The sequence below is a fragment of the Paraburkholderia sediminicola genome (genome assembly GCF_046030555.1).
In the GTDB taxonomy this organism is placed as follows: Bacteria; Pseudomonadota; Gammaproteobacteria; order Burkholderiales; family Burkholderiaceae; genus Paraburkholderia; species Paraburkholderia sediminicola_E.
The window spans coordinates 216182-237207 of record NZ_JAQQCH010000006.1 but is presented as its reverse complement, the minus strand read 5'-3'; the positions used below and the strand labels follow the sequence as shown (position 1 = coordinate 237207).

The 21026-nt window shown below is 62.0% G+C and carries 13 protein-coding genes; 7 read left to right on the top strand and 6 right to left on the bottom strand.

The features are described from left to right. Positions 1-9: 9 nt before the first annotated feature. From zapE to PQQ52_RS11935, 3 genes are all read right to left on the bottom strand, one after another. A complete protein-coding gene (gene zapE / locus PQQ52_RS11945) occupies positions 10-1116 on the bottom strand; it encodes a cell division protein ZapE (protein ID WP_408210838.1) in 1107 nt (368 codons plus the stop codon). Between the two features lie 90 nt (positions 1117-1206). After that, complete coding sequence (locus tag PQQ52_RS11940; protein WP_408210835.1) at positions 1207-3537, bottom strand: hybrid sensor histidine kinase/response regulator; 2331 nt, start codon at positions 3535-3537, stop codon at positions 1207-1209. Positions 3538-3982: 445 nt separating this feature from the next. After that, a complete protein-coding gene (locus PQQ52_RS11935) occupies positions 3983-4885 on the bottom strand; it encodes a YihY/virulence factor BrkB family protein (protein WP_408210832.1) in 903 nt (300 codons plus the stop codon). Positions 4886-5055: 170 nt separating this feature from the next. On the opposite strand from PQQ52_RS11935, the gene PQQ52_RS11930 reads away from it, so the two are divergent. From PQQ52_RS11930 to PQQ52_RS11920, 3 genes are all read left to right on the top strand, one after another. Then, positions 5056-6090, top strand: a complete 1035-nt coding sequence (locus PQQ52_RS11930) for a ligase-associated DNA damage response exonuclease (RefSeq protein WP_408210829.1) — start codon at positions 5056-5058, stop codon at positions 6088-6090. Beyond that, complete coding sequence (locus PQQ52_RS11925) at positions 6087-7763, top strand: ATP-dependent DNA ligase (RefSeq protein ID WP_408210826.1); 1677 nt, start codon at positions 6087-6089, stop codon at positions 7761-7763. Before PQQ52_RS11930 ends, PQQ52_RS11925 begins: the two co-directional genes overlap by 4 nt. A gap of 457 nt (positions 7764-8220) precedes the next feature. After that, positions 8221-8679, top strand: a complete 459-nt coding sequence (locus PQQ52_RS11920; RefSeq protein WP_408210823.1) for a response regulator — start codon at positions 8221-8223, stop codon at positions 8677-8679. 105 nt (positions 8680-8784) lie between these two features. Here the strand turns inward: PQQ52_RS11920 and PQQ52_RS11915 are convergent, their stop codons facing one another. After that, positions 8785-9189, bottom strand: a complete 405-nt coding sequence (locus tag PQQ52_RS11915) for a PRC-barrel domain-containing protein (RefSeq protein ID WP_408210820.1) — start codon at positions 9187-9189, stop codon at positions 8785-8787. A 185-nt stretch (positions 9190-9374) separates the two neighbouring features. On the opposite strand from PQQ52_RS11915, the gene glgX reads away from it, so the two are divergent. Both glgX and PQQ52_RS11905 read left to right on the top strand, forming a co-directional pair. Next, positions 9375-11591, top strand: coding sequence for a glycogen debranching protein GlgX (glgX, locus tag PQQ52_RS11910; RefSeq protein WP_408210817.1), 2217 nt, complete (start codon positions 9375-9377; stop codon positions 11589-11591). Positions 11592-11732: 141 nt separating this feature from the next. Continuing rightward, positions 11733-11924, top strand: coding sequence for a DUF2934 domain-containing protein (locus PQQ52_RS11905; protein ID WP_408210815.1), 192 nt, complete (start codon positions 11733-11735; stop codon positions 11922-11924). Positions 11925-12090: 166 nt separating this feature from the next. Here the strand turns inward: PQQ52_RS11905 and PQQ52_RS11900 are convergent, their stop codons facing one another. Together PQQ52_RS11900 and PQQ52_RS11895 are read right to left on the bottom strand one after the other, a co-directional pair. Then, positions 12091-12273, bottom strand: coding sequence for a hypothetical protein (locus tag PQQ52_RS11900; protein WP_408210812.1), 183 nt, complete (start codon positions 12271-12273; stop codon positions 12091-12093). Between the two features lie 98 nt (positions 12274-12371). Beyond that, positions 12372-13922 carry an FAD-dependent oxidoreductase gene (locus PQQ52_RS11895; protein ID WP_408210810.1) on the bottom strand — a complete coding sequence of 517 codons (1551 nt, stop codon included), beginning with the start codon at positions 13920-13922 and terminating at the stop codon, positions 12372-12374. Positions 13923-14308: 386 nt separating this feature from the next. Here PQQ52_RS11895 and PQQ52_RS11890 point away from each other — a divergent pair, with 386 nt between their 5' ends. Both PQQ52_RS11890 and PQQ52_RS11885 read left to right on the top strand, forming a co-directional pair. Then, positions 14309-16462 carry a hybrid sensor histidine kinase/response regulator family protein gene (locus tag PQQ52_RS11890; protein WP_408211042.1) on the top strand — a complete coding sequence of 718 codons (2154 nt, stop codon included), beginning with the start codon at positions 14309-14311 and terminating at the stop codon, positions 16460-16462. Between the two features lie 310 nt (positions 16463-16772). After that, positions 16773-20990 carry a chemotaxis protein CheB gene (locus PQQ52_RS11885; RefSeq protein WP_408210807.1) on the top strand — a complete coding sequence of 1406 codons (4218 nt, stop codon included), beginning with the start codon at positions 16773-16775 and terminating at the stop codon, positions 20988-20990. Positions 20991-21026 lie beyond the last annotated feature (36 nt).

Here is a 21026-nt window from a genome sequence, read left to right as displayed (position 1 = left end):
ACGCCGCCGTCACGACTGGGCGGCCGTCTGAGACGCCGTCATTTCAGCCCTGTCCGCCGTGCCGTCGAGCGTGCTGCGATAGCCACGCGATTGCATTTCGGCGAGCCGGCTGAGCGTTCTCGACAGATCGTGCGCGCCCTCGAGTCCGTTTAACGCCGCTGCGATCGGCTGATCGGACGCAATGAACAGCGCGCATTTGCGGTCGTAGAAGATATCGACGAGCCATATGAACCGCTGCAGCGTATGGGACTTCGCAAGCCACCCGGTGTGCACCTGATCGAGAATCAGACCGTGCCATTGCTCGGCCAGGTCCAGATAATCAAGGTGCGAGCGGCTCGCCACGCACAGGTTTTCGAAGTCCGCCCATAGCAAAGCGGCACCCGCGGCGCGTGCAGCGAGCGGCCGGCCTGCTGCGCTGACGGTGGCGGGCTCCAGTGTCTCGCTGCCTTCGTAGCGCATAAAAATGTGCAGGAGCGCGTCGCGGGTTGCCGCGTCGAGCGGCGCGAGAAAATGCGGGAGCACCGCTTCTTCGCCGCCGAAACGGTAATCGCGTGCGCCGTCAAAGTGAATCACAGTGAAGCAACGTTTGATCTGCTCGATCGTCGGCAGGAAACGCTCGTGAAACTCCGGGTCGGACAGCAGGGCGTCGGGTGCGTAGTTAGAGGTCAGCACGACGCGCGTGCCCTGGCTGATCGCAATGTCGAGAAAGCGGCCCAACAGGAATGCGTCGGCGATATCGTGCACATGAAATTCGTCGAAGCACAGTAGCTCCACGCCGTCGAGCCATTGTCTCGAGACTGACCCAAGCCGATCGTCGCCACGTGGCTCGCTCACCAGACGCCGGTTCATCTCACGTAGAAATTCGTGAAAATGCAGGCGCCGCTTCCGGCAGCTCGCCAGTTCGAACACCGTATCGACCATCAGACTTTTGCCGCGGCCCGGCAGGCCGTGGCAATAGACACCCTGATGTGGAAGCGCAATGCCGGACCTGGCGCGTCGCCCGTTAGCGTTGGCTCCAGATAGCGCGACGAGCGCCGCAATTGCGTCGCGCTGAGTTGCATCGGCAACGATGTCGCGTACGGCGAGCGCGCTGACGACCTGAGCTTCATCAAGCATGGAGTGAAGTCTCCGCTCGTGGCAAGCGTATGTCGTGCAGGACGGCGGTGAGGGCCGAAGTCGTGTCGGTGAGCATGTTGAGCTGAGTACTTAATCCCGTTGCCGGCTCAACACGCGCTGCAATTCGCGCGGATCGACCGGCTTGGTGAAATGATGGTCGAAGCCGGCCTCTTCGGCGGTTTGCTTGTCCTGCTGTTGGCCCCAACCGGTGACGGCGATCAGCAGAATGCCGGCGTCGTGATGATCGTGGCGAATACGGCGCGCCACTTCGTAGCCGTTCAGACGCGGCAAACCGATGTCGAGAATCACCGCCTGCGGCATGAAATCGCCGATCAGTTGCAGCCCGGCGATGCCGTCGCCGGCCGTGCGCACCTCGTGGCCTTCGAGCTCGAGCACCATGGCAAGGCTATCGGCGGCGTCCGCATTGTCGTCGACGATCACGACGCGTAAGCCCGCCGTGTGCAGCACTTCGGACGGCGCGCTATTCGACGGCATCGCGGGGGTTTTCGATAACGGCAGGCGGATCACGAATTCGCTGCCGCTGCCAGGACCGCTGCTGAACGCGGCGACCGTGCCACCGTGAAGTTCGGCGAGGCCACGCACCAGCGCGAGACCGATGCCGAGGCCGCCTTGTGAGCGCTCCAGTGCCGGTGCGAGTTGCGAGAACATTTCGAACACGCTGTCCAGATGCTCGCGCGGAATACCAATGCCTGAATCGTGTACGACGATCACGGCTTCATCGCCTTCGCGTTCCGCCGCGAGCGAAATGCTGCCGCCGGGCGGTGTGTACTTGGCGGCGTTGTTCAGCAGGTTCAGGATCATCTGCGACAGGCGCGTGGGGTCGGCGTCGAGGTAGAGCGGCTCGCGCGGCAACGTCACGCTCAGATGATGCGCCGACGCCTGCACGGTGGGTTGCGCCGCCTCCATGGCGGACTGCATCGCGCGCGCGAGTTCGAGCCGCTGCTTGCGCAATTCGAGCTTGCCCTGTGTGATGCGCGAGACTTCCAGCAGATCGTCGACCAGATGCGTCATGTGTTGCAGTTGCCGGTCGAACACGTCGCGAGACCAGCTCAGTTGCGAGTCGGCGAATTCCTTCAGACGCAGGATTTCGAGCACATTGCGCATTGGCGCGAGCGGATTGCGCAGTTCATGCGCGAGCGTGGCGAGAAATTCGTCCTTGCGGCGATCGGCCTTTGAGAGTTCAAGATTCAGACGCTGCAATTGCTGTTCGGCCCGCCTGCGCCCGGTGATGTCGCGACTCACGCAGACTGCGCCGTAGGTGTCGCCTCGCGCGTTCGCCAAGGGTTTGACCACCGTTTCACAGACGCCGCGTGTGCCGTCGCGCCGCACGAAAGTCAATTCGCTGCGCCACGTGCCGTCGGAGGCGAGGGCGGCAAGCACTTCGCGGCGCACGCGCAATGCATCTTCCGGTGGGTGAAACATCGCGATCGGCTTGCCGAGAATTTCGCGCAGGCGATAACCGAGCATGCGCTCGCCACCGGCGTTGAAATCGGTGATGTTGCCTCTCAAGTCGGTGATGACAATGGCGTCGCTCAGGTGCTCGAAAATTGCTGCCTGGCGTAGCAGCACCGTTTGCGCGTCCTTGCGCTCGGTGATGTCTATGCCGAGGCCATAGATCGTTAGCGGTTCGCCGTGGGGGTTGTAGGTGGCGCGGCCGCGGCCTTCCATCCAGCACCAGTCGCCACTTGCATGCAGGAAGCGGAATTCGGCGACATAGTCGTCGCTGCTTGCTACTGCGTGATTGACCGCCTCGTTAAGCGCGATCAGGTCGCCGGGATGAATCAGTTCGAAAAAGCCACCGGGCATTTTCGCAAACCGTCCCTCGGCGTAGCCCGCGAGCGCTTCCAGTTCGCGGCTCCACCAGAATTTGCCCGATTTCGGCTCGTGCGACCACGCACCCATGCGCGCGCCGCGCATGGCGAGGCTCAACACGTCGCGGCTTTCCTGCAATTCCCTCTGCGCGAGTTGATGCGCGGCGACTGAAGCCTCGGCGTTGCGGCGCGCAAGCAGCAGCTCCTGCTCATACTTGTGACGATCCTCGACGATCAGCACGGCCACTTCGAGGTAGCGGCTTTCGCCATGATGGCGGCGCACGGCATTGAGCAGCATCGGCACCATGCGGCCGTCCCGATGCACCATGTTCAATTTGATCTCGGCCACCGAATCCTGCATTTGCAGCAACGGCACCCAGTGCGTGTCATAGAAGGCTTTGCCGCGGGCGGTCAGCAGATCCTGAATGTGCCTGGTCTCAGCGAGCTCTGCCGCGCTATAGCCGAGCCAGCCGCAGAAGGTCGCGTTCACGCGCAGGATCCGGCCATCGGGGGTGGTCACGAGCAAGCCGCAGGCGGCATGCTCGAACAAGGCATCGGAGGACGGCAACGGACGGTGCGTGCTTTGCATCGCTTTACCGGCTCATCGGCTCGAGGGCGGGCCATATGCACTGATCGCAATCAAAGCACCGCGTCAGCATCATGGTCCGCTTGCCGCTACTGGAAATTGTTGCATTGTTGCCCTGGCTGATGCTCATCGTCGAGTCCTTTGGCCTGTTGAGATCAGCGGCGAATACGCCGGGTCCGGCATCATAGGGGAATGTTACCGCAGTCTCGTCACCAGACCGGGCCTGCGCGGTGTAAGGACGTCGTTATCTGTTCTGCCGGCACACCCGGTTCGCTTCGACGAGCGTGGCCCGGCTGAGTTCCATTGGAGGGATCAAGCAGCTCGCGCAAGGCGCTAATCATGCGACATGCATGCGCACGAGACGCTTGACGAAGCACGAGGCGTTGGCATTCGGGCCGGTCCTGAGGGAGAGAGCAGGGCGTTTTTCTTATCTTGCGGGGCAAGGGGCTCACACCGTTTTGATTTCTCGCGGCGGCGCCTCAGCCGGATCGAGTCCGAATCGTTCGTATTGCGAAATCACCTGCGCGCCGAACAGGAGCAGGGTGGCGAGCCACTCCAGGCTGAACAGGATCACGATCGCCATAGTGAGCGATCCATACACCACACTCACCTGGGACAGCGTTGCAAAATACCAGACCAGCACATGGCGCGTAATCTCCCACAGCACGGCGGCCACAATTCCGCCGAACAGCGCGTGTTTGAGGGACGGTCGCCCAACCGGCATGACCATATAGATCGACGTCAGCACGAAAATCTCGCCCGCGAGGCCGAGCAGATACAACACGACGCGTGACAATCCCTGCAGTGAAACATGAAGACCGAACAGATCGATGCCCTCGGCACCGACGGCCTCCAACCCGCTCGATACAAATGTCACGATCAACAATCCAATGCCGAGAAAGAGAATGTAGCAATAGGGCAGCAGTGCGGAGAGCAAAAAATGCCGCCGCCGCACCACCACGCGGTGCACGAAGATCAATGACATCGCATTCTCGAGCACCGTGAATGCGAGCGAGCTGAAAAAAATCATCGTCAGCAACAGAACCCAGCCGATCACCGCGCGATGCGCCAGAAAATTGGCCAGTTCACGTACCAGCGCAGTGGATTGCCCCGGCACCAGCCACTGCAACAGATGCGCCAGCGCCGCCAGCAGAACGTGCTGCGGCACGAGCCGTGATAACACGATCACGATCAGAATCATCAGCGGCACAATCGACAATAACGCGTAATAAGCGACCGCCCCCGCGAGCAGCAAGCCCTGGTTCGCGCGGAACGCTTTCAGCGTCTGCAGGATAAAGGTGCCGGGATGTTTCGCGACATACAGCGCGTGCTCATCGATGATGGTTGGCATGGCTCCTCACGTTGCACGTAATACACGTAACCGGAAAGCAGCTGGTTTTAGCGCTTACCCTATATCCCAAGCAAGAACGCAGCCACCCCGGGAGGCATATGACATGCATGAGCCGTCGCAACGGGAACGCAGTTTGCTTTGCATCGATGCAGAATAGCTATCAAATCACAATGAACCACGCGACTGATCAAGCCGAACACCCTGACCTCGTGGTCGCACGCCCGGAGGGTTTGTATTGCCCATCAGGCGATTTCTACATCGACCCATGGCAACCGGTTGAGCGCGCCGTGATCACGCACGCGCATTCCGACCACGCGCGCCTTGGCCATCGGCACTATCTCGCGTCGAAGGCGGGCGCGAACGTGCTGCTTTCGCGGCTCGCCGGCATTACGCTGCAAACGCTCGCGTACGGCGAACGGCTCGATATTGGCGGCACGACGGTTTCGCTCCATCCCGCGGGGCACGTGCTGGGTTCGTCGCAAGTCAGGATCGAGCACAAGGGCCGCGTGTGGGTCGCCTCCGGCGATTACAAGCTCGATCCCGATCCAACCTGCGACGCCTTCGAGCCGGTGCGCTGCGACACCTTCGTTACCGAATCGACCTTTGGTTTGCCGATCTATCGGTGGGATACGCCGCAAACGGTATTCGACGGCGTCGATTCATGGTGGCGTCATAACGCGGCCGAAGGGCGTGCGTCGGTGCTGTTCTGCTATGCGTTCGGTAAGGCGCAACGCGTACTGGCAAGTGTCGATGCGGGGATCGGGCCGATCTTCTGCCATGGTGCGGTAGAGCCGCTCAATCGAGCCTATCGGGACGCCGGCGTGCGCTTGCCGCCGGTGCGCCCCGTCAGTGAAATACCCCCGAAAGATAAAGCGGTTTTCAGGCAGGCGTTGATCGTGGCGCCGCCGTCGGCGCAAGGCAGCGCGTGGCTGAAACGTTTCGGCGACTATAGCGATGCGTTCGCTTCGGGATGGATGCGTCTGCGCGGCGCGCGGCGCAGACGCGGCGTGGATCGCGGCTTCGTGCTGTCGGATCACGCGGATTGGCCCAGCCTGCAAACCGCCATTCAGGCGACCGGGGCTAAACGCGTCATTGTTACGCATGGTTCGGTCGAGCCGATGGTGCGTTGGCTGCGCGAACAAGGCCTCGAGGCGGGTGCGTTTGAAACGCAATACGGCGACGACAACGCAGCGGGCGAGACATGAAACGCTTTGCCGCCCTCTATACCGCGCTCGACGCGACGACCTCCACGCATGACAAACTCGAAGCGCTCACCCGCTATTTCGCCGCCGCCGATCCTGAGGACGCCGCATGGGCGTCGTACTTTCTCGCCGGCGGCAAGCCGCGTCAATCGGTGCCGACGCGCCTCCTGAGCGAAATCGCCCGTGAACGCGCCGGCCTGCCGGAGTGGTTATTCGACGAGTCGTATCACGCGGTCGGCGATCTGGCCGAAACCATCGCGCATATCCTGCCGCCCGCGCAACGCAGCACCGAACTTGGCCTCACGCAATGGATCGAGCAACGCGTGCTGCCGCTGCGCGGTCTGGCGCCGGCAGAATTGCGGGTGCGTTTGCTCAGCTATTGGGACGAACTCGATTGGGGCGGCCGCTTTCTGCTGACCAAACTGATCGGCGGCGGCTTTCGGGTTGGCGTTGCGCGGCAACTGGTGGTGCGGGCATTGGCGTCAGTAGCGGGTGTCGATCATAAGCGGATCGCGCAGCGCATGATCGGCTGGACCGACTCGCAACAGAAGCCGGATGCGGCGCGGTATCTGCGTTTGATCGCGCCCGAGCCAGGCGGTGAAGATGCGCAATCCACCCAGCAAACCCATGACAGCGATCGCGGCTTACCTTATCCGTTCTTTCTCGCCCATCCCTTGCAGGCCGATCCAGCAACGCTCGGCGAGCCGTCGAATTGGCAGATCGAGTGGAAATGGGACGGCATTCGCGCGCAATTGGTGAAACGCGACGGGCGTGTGTGGCTGTGGTCACGCGGCGAGGATCTGATTACGGAGCGCTTCCCCGAGGTTGCGGCACTCGGTGAAGCGCTGTCCGACGGCTTCGTGATCGACGGCGAAATTCTCGCGTGGGAGCCGGGCGCCCCAGCGCCGTTGCCGTTCGCGCGGCTGCAACCACGAATCGCCCGCAAAACCTTGACCAAAAAAATCCTCGCGGATTCGCCCGCCACGCTGCTCGCCTACGATCTGCTCGAAGCGCACGGCAAGGATCTGCGCATGACCCCGCTGGCAGAGCGGCGTGCGCAACTCGACGCGCTGGCCGCGTCGGTCGACGGGACCCTTGCACGCGATCTCTTGCGCGTGTCGCCGGTGATCTCCGCGCCGGATTGGCAGACGCTTGCGAGGCTGCGTGAGGAGAGCCGGGCACGCGGCGTGGAAGGCCTGATGGTGAAAGAAAGCGAGTCGATGTACGGGGTGGGCCGCACCAAAGCTTCCGGCACGTGGTGGAAGTGGAAGATCGATCCGTATGCGGTGGATGCGGTGCTGGTCTATGCCCAACGCGGTCATGGCCGGCGTGCGAGCCTGTACACCGATTTCACCTTCGCCGTCTGGGACGAGGCCAACGGGGTGCGCACGCTCGTACCGTTCGCCAAGGCTTATTCCGGACTTACGGACGAGGAAATGCGCCAGGTGGACGCAATCGTGCGTAAGACCACGATCGATAAGTTCGGACCGGTGCGCAGCGTCACGCCGACGCTTGTATTCGAAATCGGCTTCGAGGGGATTCAGGCGAGCCCGCGTCATAAGTCCGGTGTCGCGGTACGGTTTCCGCGCATGCTGCGCTGGCGCACGGACAAACATATCGACGACGCTGATACGCTCGCCATGTTAAAGGGCTTCATCGACGACCGCGCGGGATAACCCGCAGGCAGGATTCCATAGCGCGGTGTCGCGTTTTTCAAAATTTGGGTATTGGCCATAAGCCGAAGCCTGCGTGTTTTCCCCAACTCGCCGCGACTATATTCGCTCGTATACAACGGCCGATGATGCCGACGTGAATACGAAGTTATGCGTAATGCACGCAGCAAGGGCAGCACGCACGACGGAAGTGCGTTTCATCCATATTTCAACGCAACATCCCGTGCTTGCGCACGATGTATAGCGACGAGTCAAGAGAGCATAAATCTGGAAGCGGCGGTCCGCCCAGTGAGTTATGGTGATGAGGTAGTGCGCGTGACGGCGCATCCCGGGCACTGTGGCGAAAAACGAGGCCAAGGCTCGGCGAGCAGTCAGCGCTCGCTGCTCGGCGGGAGCGAATCTTGCGCGCGTGTTCCTCGGTGCCCAGAATCGGCACCAGGAAGAAGCCAAGGAGAATAGGGTGACGTTCGACGACAGAATGGACGAGAACGACGACGTCGTAGTCTGGCGGACTATCCAGTATGCGATGGCATCAAACCGTCGCGTGCTCGTGGTCGACGATTACCGGGAAGCGGCCGAAGCTTTGCAGATGCTCCTGAATGCAGACGGTTTCGAGTGCCGCGCGCTGGAAGATCCGTTAGCCGTCTGCGATATGGCCTGTGAGTGGCAGCCGTTCGCCGTTGTGCTCGACATCAAGATGCCCGGCCTCGATGGCCTTGAGCTTGCTCGCCGCCTGCGGGCCGACCCGTTAACTTCAGACATGCTGCTGGTGGCCTGTACCGCCTTTGCTTCGCGCGAAGACCGGGCGCGTGCCAAGGCGGCCGGGTTCGACGCGCATTGTGCCAAACCCCTGACGCCGGAGCGGCTTCTGCGCGTGCTCGAATCGGCCGCCGCGCTGCATGCGATCGGGCCGCCTTAGCGCAAAGTGCATCATCCATGGCGTATGACCACACATGCGTCATGCCCGATGCCTTAACCCATCTGCCGTAGCAGGCCGATGCTGCTACCGGCAACGACAGGCGCTTTAGTCTGGGGCGTACTTGAATTCAGGCTGGGCTTCCAGCGACTTTTTCGTCGCCTCGGGCAGAACGACGCGGCGGTTGTCGATTTGCAAATCGGTGAATGGCACGGCAACGAGATGTTTGCCCATGCCAAGGAAGCCGCCGACCGACAGAATCGCGTACGTGCTGCGGTCCGCGCTCGGCGAGACGATCAGATCGTCCAGTGTGCCAATAGTGTCTTTGTTTTTGTTGTAAACGTCCGCACCGCGCAGCTTCGACGCTCGATAGCCGCTCGCCAGCTGGACGACGTCCGTGCGTTTTTCCGTGATGGCCTGAGGAGCACCCTGGGCACAGGCGGTATTGCTGGCCGCCAGCGTGCCGAGGAGTAGCGCTGCAGCAACGAGCGGCCTGGTTGACATGGTTCGCATGGTGACTGATCTCCCTGTTGTCTGGTTTCGGCGCATATGGCGGGAGCCATATTGAGTCTTTCATCTTGCCGGCTGCAAGAGTTGTGCCTCGAAAAAAACAAACGTTCGGGTCCGAAATTTGCTATTTCAGCGGGCTTGTACACTAAAGCACGCGCGCCCGCGCCTCAGCCTCCACAGGAATTCCTATGTCATCCCAGGCCAGCTACTCGACGCGCATCGCGGAAGGCACGCCTTTCCCGCTCGGTGCGACGTGGAACGGAAGCGGTGTCAACTTCGCACTGTTTTCAGCGCATGCAACGAGGGTCGAACTCTGTCTGTTCGATGAAACCGGCGAGACGGAAATCGAACGTATCGAACTGCCGGAGTACACCGACGAGGTCTGGCACGTGTTCGTGCCGAATCTCAAACCCGGTGCGGTCTACGGCTATCGCGTCCACGGTCCCTATGAACCCGAAAAAGGACATCGCTTCAATCCCAACAAGCTTCTGCTCGATCCCTACGCCAAAGCCCATATCGGCGAGCTCAAATGGGCGCCGGAAATCTTCGGCTATACGCTCGATTCGGAAGAGGGCGACCTTTCATTCGACGAGCGCGATAGCGCCCCTTTCGTGCCGAAGTGCAAGGTGGTCGACGCCAACTTTTCGTGGAGTCATCCAGAACGCAATGCGCTGCCCTGGGAGCGCGCGATCTTCTATGAGACTCATGTACGCGGTTTTACCAAACGTCATCCCGACGTACCGGAAAATCTGCGCGGCACCTTCGCCGGGCTCGGCCAGCAAGTCGTGCTCGATTACATCAAGGGTCTTGGCGTCACGTCGGTCGAATTGATGCCGATTCAAACCTTCGTCAACGACAGCCATCTGCTCGACAAAGGTCTCACCAATTACTGGGGCTACAACACGATCGGCTTCTTCGCGGCTGATCCGCGTTTCTTTGCCTCGTCGATCGACCCGGTCGGCGAATTCAAGGAAATGGTGGACCGCTTTCATAACGCCAACCTCGAAGTCATTCTCGACGTGGTCTACAACCACACCGCCGAAGGCAACGAGCGGGGTCCGACGATTTCCTTCAAAGGTATCGACAACGCGTCCTACTATCGCCTGATGCCGGACGAGCCTCGCTATTACATCAACGATACCGGCACCGGCAACACGCTCAATCTGTCCCATCCGCGCGTGTTGCAAATGGTGACCGACAGCCTGCGCTACTGGGTGACGGAGATGAAGGTCGATGGGTTCCGTTTCGACCTCGCCACGATTCTTGGCCGTGAAACGCACGGGTTCGACGAAGGCGGCGGGTTCCTCGACAGTTGCCGGCAGGACCCTGTGCTTTCCGCCGTGCGGCTCGTCGCCGAACCGTGGGACTGCGGCCCCGGCGGTTATCAGGTGGGCGGTTTTCCACCCGGCTGGGCAGAATGGAATGATCGCTTTCGCGATACCGTGCGCGGCTACTGGAAGGGCGACGAAGGCGAGGTCGCCGATCTCGCCAAACGCCTGACCGGTTCGGGCGACAAGTTCAACCATCGCGGGCGCCGTCCGTGGGCGAGCGTCAACTTCATCGCCGCGCACGACGGCTTCACGCTCAACGATCTGGTCTCGTATAACGACAAGCACAACGAGGCCAACGGCGAAGACAACAATGACGGGCATTCGGACAACAAGTCATGGAACATGGGCGTGGAAGGCCCAACCGACGACCCCGAAATCCGGCAGCAGCGCGAGCGCCAGAAACGCAATCTGATGGCCACGCTGCTGCTCTCGCAAGGCACGCCGATGATCCTCGCGGGCGACGAATTCGGCCGCACGCAGAAGGGCAATAACAATGCGTATTGCCAGGACAACGCAATCAGTTGGGTCGATTGGGAGGGCATCGACGACGATGGCCGCGCGCTGACCGAGTTCGTCAAGAATCTGACCACGCTGCGCCATCGTCTGCCGGTGCTGCGTCGCGGGCGCTTTCTCGCCGGCGAATATAACGAGGCGCTCGACGTGACCGACGCGCGTTGGCTTTCTCCAGACGGTACCGATCTTTCGCAGGACCAGTGGGACGATCCGTCGATGCGCTGCTTCGGGCTCGTGATCGACGGACGCGCTCAGGCGAGCGGCATTCGACGTCCCGCGTCCGATGCGACTTTGCTGCTGGTACTGAATGCTCATCACGACGTGGTCAATTTCACGCTGCCCGACATTCCCGAGGGCGATCAGTGGACTTGTCTGCTGGATACGAACATGCCGGTGCGTGCCGAGTTGCCGCAATTCAGCGCCGGCGACGCGTATCAGGTCACCGGCCGTTCATTGCTGCTGTTCGCACTGGACGCGCCGAGCCGCGCGACGCAACGCGTGTTCGATCGCCTGGAAGAACAACTTACCACTGACGAAAGCGAACACCCCGCGGCAACGTGACGAGCTGAGGACCTGGCGCAAGCGCTAGCCGCTAGGTATAGCGCTTGCTCGATTCCGGATAGCCACCGTTTGCCGCATCCCGCGACAAACGCGCAAGGTCGCCGGTGCCGGTCTCGACCGGGTCCAACTGAGGGTGCTGAAATGGAACAGGAACAAACGTCTCCCGACTCTTCTCAAGAAGAGCAGATTCGCACACGCGCCTATTACCTCTGGCAGCAGGCCGGCGATCCGAAGGGGACGCCTGACGAGTATTGGGAACAGGCGCGAGACGAAATCGAGAAGGAAGCGCCCCCGATAGAAAGTGGGCCAGTGACCGACGCGCCGAAAAAGTGAAGGTGCGAAGGGGCGTCGTTCCGCGGGCCGTCGCAAAAGAAAAGCAGAGGCAGCAACGAACCCGATGAAGGCACTCCACGACCCGCGTGCCTTGGGCGCGATGTATCGATAATGAAAATCGCCCGGCGCAAAAGACGCCGGGCGATGTTTGAAACGTGGACAAGAATTAGTGGCTCGGCGGTTTGCCGGTCGACGATTTTTCTTTCGACCCGCCATGCGTATCAGGAACGATCTTCGTCGTGCCGCCGGTGGAGGGCGGATCGCTCGCGGGGAAGCTGTCTTCGACCTCCTTGTCGATCTGCTTCTCAGTCTTGTTGGCGTGCGGATGTTTTTCTTTGTGGTCTGTCATGGCAATTTCTCCTTTGAGTGAATGCGGATAAACGCGCGGGCCGACTTGGATGTTTCCTGCCTGCGCATGTCGTTGCGTGCTGGTTCGCGCAATGCCAACTAATCGCCTTTGACGATCTCCAGCGCTTGCGCCAGGGACAACCCGCGACCCATGGCGTCGATTAAACGCGCGGTTTGCGCTTCGCGTTCGCAGGCGAGCACTGCGGCCACCTTGTCGTCCTTCACATACAGCGCAACGAATTGCTGGCGATCGAGTTCGCCGTCGATCACGATGTCGTCCCACTCGCTCGCATGGCCGAGATATTCGAAGCGCTTGCCGAAGTGATAGGTCCAGAAATACGGCACGCCGGCATAGCGATGGCGCGCGCCGCACATGTTTTCGGCGGCGATGCGCGCATGTTGCTGCGCGACGCGCCAATGCTCGATGCGCACGGGTTCCTGATTCTCGTGCAGCGGAAAGACGGCGAGATCGCCGGCTGCGTAAAGTCCGGGCGCGGCCTGCATGCCCGCGTTGACGATCACACCGCCGTCTTTTTGCAGCGGCAATCCTTCGACGAAACCGGTAGCCGGTGCAACACCTGTGCCCAGCAGCACGAGATCGGCGGCGACATGCTCGCCGCTTGCGAGCATCACCTCATGCACGTTGCCTTCCTCGCCTTCCAGTGAGGCGACTTTTGTTTCGAGGCGGAACACCACCCCGTTGCGTTCGTGCAGTTCGCGAAACATGGTGCCCGCGCGCTCGCCGAACTGTTTGGCGAACGGTATTTTTTCCGGCGAAATAACCGTCACTTGCGTGCCGCGCTGGCGCAGCGACGAAGCCGTTTCCAGGCCGATGAAGCTGCTGCCGAGAATGGCGATCTGCGCGTTCTTCGCTGCCTCGCCGATTGCATCGACGAGCGCGGCTGCGTCGTCCAGATTGCGCAGCACGTGCACGCCGCCGAACTCACGGCCAGGAATGGATGGGATCTTCGGCACGCTGCCGGTGGCAAGCAGCGCGGTGTCGTACACCAGTTCGCCGCCGCTTTCGAAATGGATCGTGCGCCTGGGCACATCGAGCCGCGCGACCTTTGTGACGATACGTTCCACGTCGTGCCCCTCGAGCCAATCCGGTGCAAGGAGGGGCGGCACATCGTCTGGCGCCATCTCGCCGGACGGCACAAATTTGCTGAGGACGGTGCGATCGTAGGGTGCCTGCGGCTCTTCTCCGACCAGCGTGATACGGCCGCCAAAGCCGCATTGCCGCAACGCTGCGCAAGCCGCGGCACCCGCTGCGCCCGCGCCGATCACGACGTAGTGCGGGTGTCGAACGGATGCGTTGTGCACGGGCTGCGGCATTTTCTCCGGCGTGACCATCACGTCGTCGCCGCTGACCACGACCGGATAACGGGTGAGCGCGACCAGCGCGGGTGGTTCGAGCACGTTGCCGGTGGCAACGTCGAACGTCGCTTTGTGCCACGGACAGATGATCCGGCCATTGCATAGCGCGCCCTTTTCCAGCGGACCGCCGGCATGCGGACAATCCGCGGCATAGGCGCGCACCGTATCGCCATCGCGCACCAGCAGAATGTTTTCGCCATCCACCACGATGCGTTCAGCGCTGTCCGCTCGCAGTTGCGATAGCTGGGCGACGCGGCGGGCGGGTGTTGCCATGGTCGGTTCCTCGCGGAAGGTCGGTGGGTAGCCGGCAATTCAGAATTTCAGCGTGCCACCGTCGATGTGGCAGTGACAGGGCATTGCCGACGGTGCGCCGCGCATGGAAGAACGCGGCATTCGCAGCGCACCGCAGTGCACATTGCGCCGTGCTGCAATGCGAAAACGGACAGCGCGGTACGACACATTGTCGGACGCCTTTGTGCAGCAAACCATGTGCCAGCATGCACGCTGCTATACGTGTGGCGTTTTCGTCGCTCGCCGCGCTATGGAGAACGACGGAAGTGCGGTAAATTCCGGTAAAGGAAATAGCGCTCGAACAATGCGGGGCATCTTGTGCACCGCCATCCTGAACTTTATTTATATCTTTCATGGAGATCGTGACAGTGCAACGTGCGGAGCGTGCCGCAGTCGATTTCCCCATGCCGTCGCGTAATTTCGCGGCAACGCGGCGGGTGCTTCTGATCGTGCTCGCTGTCTCGATTGTGTTTCCCCTGGCCTGCCTCACCGGGTATGGCTATTTCGATTACCAACGCCGGATTGCCGATTCGAATGACATGATCGACCGGCTCGCGCGCGTGATCGAAGAACAGGCCGTCAAGGTACTGGACCTCAATCAGCAGGTGTCCTCGCGCATCGTCGACCTGCTCGGCAATGACAATGACGCACAGATTCGCGCGCAGGAAAGCGGATTGCATGACCGTTTGCGGCAAATCGGCGGCGACTTTCCGCAGGTCGCGTCGATTTACGTGCTTGGCGTGAACGGCGATTTGCTGGCGTCGAGTCGTGCTTATCCGGCGCCGGCCATGTCGACCAGTCAACGTGAAGACTTCACCGCTGCCAAGGCGATGCGGCCGCAGCCGTATTTTTCTCTGCCCATGTTCGGGCCGGTGTCGCAGACCAATGTGTTCAACACCGCAACCGGCCGCTCAGGCGAAAACGGACAATTTCTCGGTGTCGTGTCCGTGGCGCTGCGCACCGAGTACTTTTCTCGCTTCTACCGTGAGTTGACGAACGGCGATACGTCGCTGTCGTTGGGACTGTACCGCCAGGACGGCAGTCTGCTGGTGCGTTATCCGGCGTGGCCAGCGGGCGCCAAACCGACCCAGGAGAGCGCGTTCACCGCGGCGCTGCGCGACAAGCAGCTATTCGGTCACATCCGCTTGACTTCCACGGTCGACGGCGTCGAACGGTTGCTGGCGTTTCGCCGCGTCGGCGACTACCCGCTCTATGTGATGAGCGCGTATGACACTTCCGCGATCGGCGCGGCGTGGCGTCAGCATTTCATGTTGATCGTGGCGATCACGGCTGTGCCCTGCGTGGCGATCTGGCTGCTGGTGTTTTTCTCGTTGCGCCAGCTGGCCGGCGAACGCCGCGCATGGGAACGCTGGCAGGGCGAAGTGGCCATGCGTCTTTCCGCGGAGGCGTCGAGCCGGCAATTGCAGCGCATGGGCGCGCTCGGCAACCTCGTCGCCAACGTCGCACACGACTTCAACAATCTGCTGATGGTGGTGTCGGCCAACACCGAACTGGCGCGCCTGAAGCGCTACAACAACCTTGAAAAGGAAGTACAGGCCATCGAGCGCGCCACCGCCACGGCGGAATCGCTGACGCGGCAACTGCTGAGCGTGGCGAAAAAGCAGCCGCTCAAGCAGGAACCCGTCAACCTGGCCACCTGGTTGCCGAGCGCCGCACCGCTGATCGATGCGGCGCTCGGCGACAACGTCGAAATGGCCTTGAACATGGTCGACAACGTCTGGCAGGTGCTGGCCGATCCAATCGACCTTGAATTCGCGATCATGAATCTGGCGGTCAACGCGCGTGACGCGATGCCGCGCGGCGGCCGCTTCGTGATTCGTTGCCAGAACAACCGTCTGGTGGGCAGCGACACCTTGCTGCCCGACGGCGAGTACGTGTTGATAGCCTGCTCCGACGACGGCGAAGGCATGCCTGAAACGGTCGCCCGTCGCGCGTTCGAGCCGCTATTCACCACCAAGCTGCGCGGCTCGGGCACCGGCCTCGGCCTGGCCCAGGTCCTCGCCATGTGCGAACAGGCGGGCGGTACCGCCAGAATCGACAGCGTGCCGGGCAGCGGGACGACGGTCAGACTTTATTTGCCGCGCTATCGCGAGCGGCAGAGGGCGCTGGTGCCCGACGTAGAACAGGCGCACCACGTGGCACCGGCTGCAAAGGGCGTCGTGCTGCTGGTGGAAGACAACGAAGATGTGGCGGCGGGCGTCACCGCCGTGCTGGAAACCTTTGGCTGCAAAGTACGGCACGAGCCGACCGCCGACCAGGCGCTCGACGTGCTGACCGCTGGCGCGAAGTTCGAACTCGTGCTGTCCGACATCCAGATGCCGGGCAGGCTCAACGGCATCGACCTCGCGGAGAAGGTCCGCAGCGCCTGGCCCGGGCAGAAGATCGCGCTGATGACGGGCTACGCCGACGAACTTGAACGGGCGCGCCGACTCGGCGTAGCCATCCTCGCCAAACCCTTCAATATCGACGAGTTGCACGCACTGGTGGTTTGCGAGCCGTAAGGTTCGCGTTGTGCGGCGCGCTCGCCGGCGTTCGAAGCATTTCAAGCCGCGCGGCACACCCCTTGCTGAGAACATGATGAGGGGCCGCATCCGACTGAGGATTCCAGCGGTTCCGGTGAGGCCATATCAATGCCTGGCGCCGCCAGGTCCCTCGGGCCTTTTCTCGTCCGGTTCGCGCCGTCAATGTCGTGTGCTCAAAGGTGTGCCGGCCTTTGCAATGCGGTGCAACACACGCGACAATGCGAGCGGAACCCGCATAGGCCCATCGCGGTAAAAAGATGAGGCGGGCCAAGGACGCAGCATATAAGGGATGAGTATGGCGGGCAGTGGAGCAGGGGCGTCTCCGACGAAAACGCAGTCGGCTGCGCAGACGAGCGCCCAGACAGGGACACCAACCGGCACTGATAGCGTCGACACCGGCGCGGAGGGCGCGCGCGCGGCTGATGTCGGCTCGCTGGACTTCCCGGTGGTCGGCATCGGCGCCTCCGCGGGCGGCGTGCAGGCACTGCTGCACTTCTTCGAGAACACGCCCTCCGATATCGGCATGGCCTTCGTCGTCGTGCTGCATCTCTCTCCCGACCATGCCAGCAGCGCCGATCAGGTTCTACAACACGCTACCGGCATGCCGGTGCGCCAGGTGCAGCACGCCATGCTGGTCGAAAAAAACCACGTCTATGTGATCTCGCCGTCGAGCGATCTGTCGCTCGAGGACGGCCATCTGACGCCCGTCGAAACCGACCGGCCGCGCGGCCGCCCAGTCGCCATCGACCTGTTTTTTCGCAGTCTCGCCGACGCGCACCGCGAACGGGCGATCGCGATCGTGCTTTCGGGCACGGGGGCGGACGGCGCCACCGGTATCGGCCGCATCAAGGAACATGGCGGAGTGACGATCGCGCAGGACCCGGCAGACGCCGAGTACCCCGAAATGCCGCAGAACGCGATGGCGACAGGCATGATCGATCTCACATTGCCGGCTGCGGAGATGCCGCGTAAGCTTCGCGAGCTCGCCGACAATGCTCGCGTGATCCGTCTCCCCCCTGCGGACGACGAACCCGAAACACTCGCTGCCGCGCAGCCCGATCCAGTATCAGTCGCCGAACGGGCTTTGCTCGGCGTGCTCGCTACCTTGCGCGCCCGCACCGGCCACGATTTCCGGCACTACAAGCGCGCCACGATCCTGCGCCGTATCGAACGCCGCCTGCAGGTCAACGGCATTCCCGATTTGCAGGCGTACCAGGACTATGTCCTCACGCATCCCGACGAAACACCGGCGCTGCTCAAGGACATGCTGATCGGCGTGACCAACTTCTTCCGCGATCGTGAAACGTTCGAGGTGGTCGAGCGCGAGATCGTGCCGAAACTGTTCCAGAGGAAATCCGCGGACGATCCGGTGCGCGCCTGGGTCGCTGGTTGCGCGACCGGTGAAGAAGCCTACTCGCTGGCCATGTTGCTTGCCGATCATCCGGAACGGCATGAAGGAATACCGGTGCAGTTGTTCGCGACCGATATCGACGAGCGCGCGATTGCTTTTGCCCGTGCGGGACTCTATCCCGAGTCGATCACCGCGGATGTCTCTGTACAGCGCCTGCGCCAGTTCTTCACGCCGGAGCGCGCGCACTTTCGCGTGTCCAAGGCCATCCGCGAAAAAGTGTTGTTCGCGGTGCATAACGTGCTGCGCGATCCGCCGTTTTCGCGTGTCGACCTGGTGTCGTGCCGCAATCTGCTGATCTATCTCGATCGCAGCGTGCAGAGCCAGGTGCTGCAAATGTTTCACTTTGCGTTGCAGCCCGGCGGCTATCTGCTGCTCGGCAGTTCGGAATCCGCGGAGGCTGCGGGAGAACTGTTTACACCGGTCGATAAAAAGAATCGGATTTACCGGGCGAACGTGGTGACCAGCGCGGTGCGGCCGCCGATCAGCATGCCGGTTGTCCAGCACGGCGGGGTGACCGCGGCCGCCAGCGCCGAGCCCACGCCGCCACTGCCGCAGATCCTGCCTTTCACGGCCTTGCATCAACGCATTCTCGAGATGTATGCGCCGCCGAGTGTGGTGGTCGATACGGATGCGAACATCCTGCATATGTCCGAGCACGCCGGCCGCTTCCTGCGTTTCGTGCGCGGCGAGCCGTCGTACAACCTGATCATGCTGGTGAATCCGGTTTTGCGCCTGGAACTACGCGGCGCGCTGTTCCAGGCCATGCGCAGCAACAGCGAGGTCGCGACCGCGCCGATCGAATTCACAGCCGAAGCGCACGTGCGGATCATCGTACGCCCGTACCGGCGCAGCGAGGATTCACCGGAGTTCGCGCTGGTGCTGTTCGACGAGAGCACAGTCGGCGTGCCTGCGGCAACCATCCAGCCTGCTACGGCGGCTGCACAGGATTCGCTGCTGGGCCATCTTGAGGACGAACTGCATCGCACGAAACAGGAGTTACGCTCGACGGTCGAACAGTCGGAGGCATCGACTGAGGAACTGAAAGCATCAAACGAAGAATTGCAGGCGATTAACGAAGAATTGCGCGCGGCCACCGAAGAACTGGAGACCAGCAAGGAAGAGTTGCAATCGTTGAACGAGGAGTTGTTTACCGTCAACGCCGAGTTGCAGGTCAAGATCGAGGAAACCGGCAAGGCCAAGGACGATTTGCAGAATGTAATCGCCTCGACCGGCATCGCGACGGTCTTCGTCGATCGGGAGATGCGTATCAAGCGCTATACGCCGGCCGCGACCGACCTGTTCAACGTGATTCCCTCCGATGTGGGCCGCCCGCTGCACGACATCACGCACCGGCTCGATTACCCGCAATTGGCCGAAGATACCGTCACCGTCTTCGAATCGCTGCAGTTGATCGAACGTGAGGTTCGCGGTGTCGATGGCCGTTATTTTCTGACGCGTCTCTCGCCGTATCGCACGACGGACGATCACATCGAAGGCGCGGTGCTGACCATCGTCGATATCACGGCAGTGCGGCGCGCCGAACAGTTGGTGCGCATGGGTGAAGAGCGTTTGCGTCTCGCCGCGCAAAGCACCAATGACTTCGCGATCATCGTGCAGGATATGGACGGCCGCGTGGTGACGTGGAACAAGGGTGCGGAGCGGATCTTCGGCTACAGCGAGAGCGAGATGACGGGGCAGTTGCTCGACCGTCTCTATCTGCCGGAAGAGCGCGAGGCCAACGAACCGTCGGTAGAACGGCAACGCGCGCAGAACGACGGCCGCGTCGAAGACGAGCGCTGGTACATCCGCAAAGGCGGCGCGCGACTTTTTTGCAGCGGCGTGATCACACCGGTGTCGTCGGAAACGTTCAGTGGCTTCGCGAAGATCGTGCGCGATCTGACGCAGCGCAAAGGCACCGAGGCGCTCGAACAGCGCAAGATTTCTCTTGAACGCTCGGTGCGCCAGAAGGTGGAGGCGGCCAGCCGTTTGAAGGACGAATTTCTCGCGGTGCTGTCGCACGAACTGAAGAACCCGCTGAACCTGATTCACGTGAAAGCGGACATGCTGGACCGCGCGCCGTCGACACAAGGTCTGCCGGTGGTGCGCGATGCAGCCGACGCGATTCGCCGCTCGGTGGTCAGTCTCGCCAAGATCATCGACGATCTGCTCGATCTGTCGCGCGTGCGCACCGGCAAACTGGCGCTGGAGCGCGCGCGCGTGGACATCGCGGCGATCACGGCGCTGGTAGGCAGCGCGATCGAGGCGGATGCGCAGGCGCATCAAGTGAGCGTGACCGTGCATGGCGCGGCCGAGCCATTCTTTATCGACGCCGATGCGGTGCGCTTCGAGCAGATTCTGTGGAACCTCGTTAGCAACGCGGTGAAGTTCACGCCGCAGGGCGGGCAGGTGAATCTGACGCTCTCGCGCGAAGACGGCTATGCCTGTGTTGAAGTGAAGGATACGGGGCGCGGCATCGAGCCGGCCTTTCTGCCGAACGTATTCGACATGTTCAGCCAGGCCGAGGGTGCGCATCGGCGGCACAGCGGCGGGTTGGGTATCGGGCTCGCGCTCGTCAAACAGCTCGCCGAAATGCATGGTGGGCATGTGAAAGCGGAATCCGCAGGCGCCGGGAAGGGCGCGCGTTTCCGCGTCTGGCTGCCGGCCGACAGCACGGTGGCGCAGCACGAAACGCACGACACACCAGGCGACGCCAATTTGCTCAAGGGTATGAGGATTCTGCTGATAGACGATGCGGTCGAAAGTTTGCAGGCGTTCCAGAGCCTGCTCGAACTCGAAGGCGCGCAGGTGTGGCCGCAAACCAATGGCGCTGACGCGCTTGCTGTCGCAGCTCACCAACCGTTCGATCTGATTCTGTCGGATATCGGCATGCCGGGCATGGACGGCTACGAACTGATCGCGGCGTTGCGCAAACTGCCGGCGACCGCCTCGGTGCCCGCGCTCGCACTGACGGGCTTCGGGCGGCCTCAGGATGCAACGCGTGCCATCCGCGCCGGCTACGACGGGCACCTCGGCAAGCCGGTTTCGCTGCAGGCGCTACTCGACAAAATTGCGCGCGCAACCACCACGAATCGTTGAGTCTGGTGGGATCTTCCCTGTCGAACAGGCCTCAAC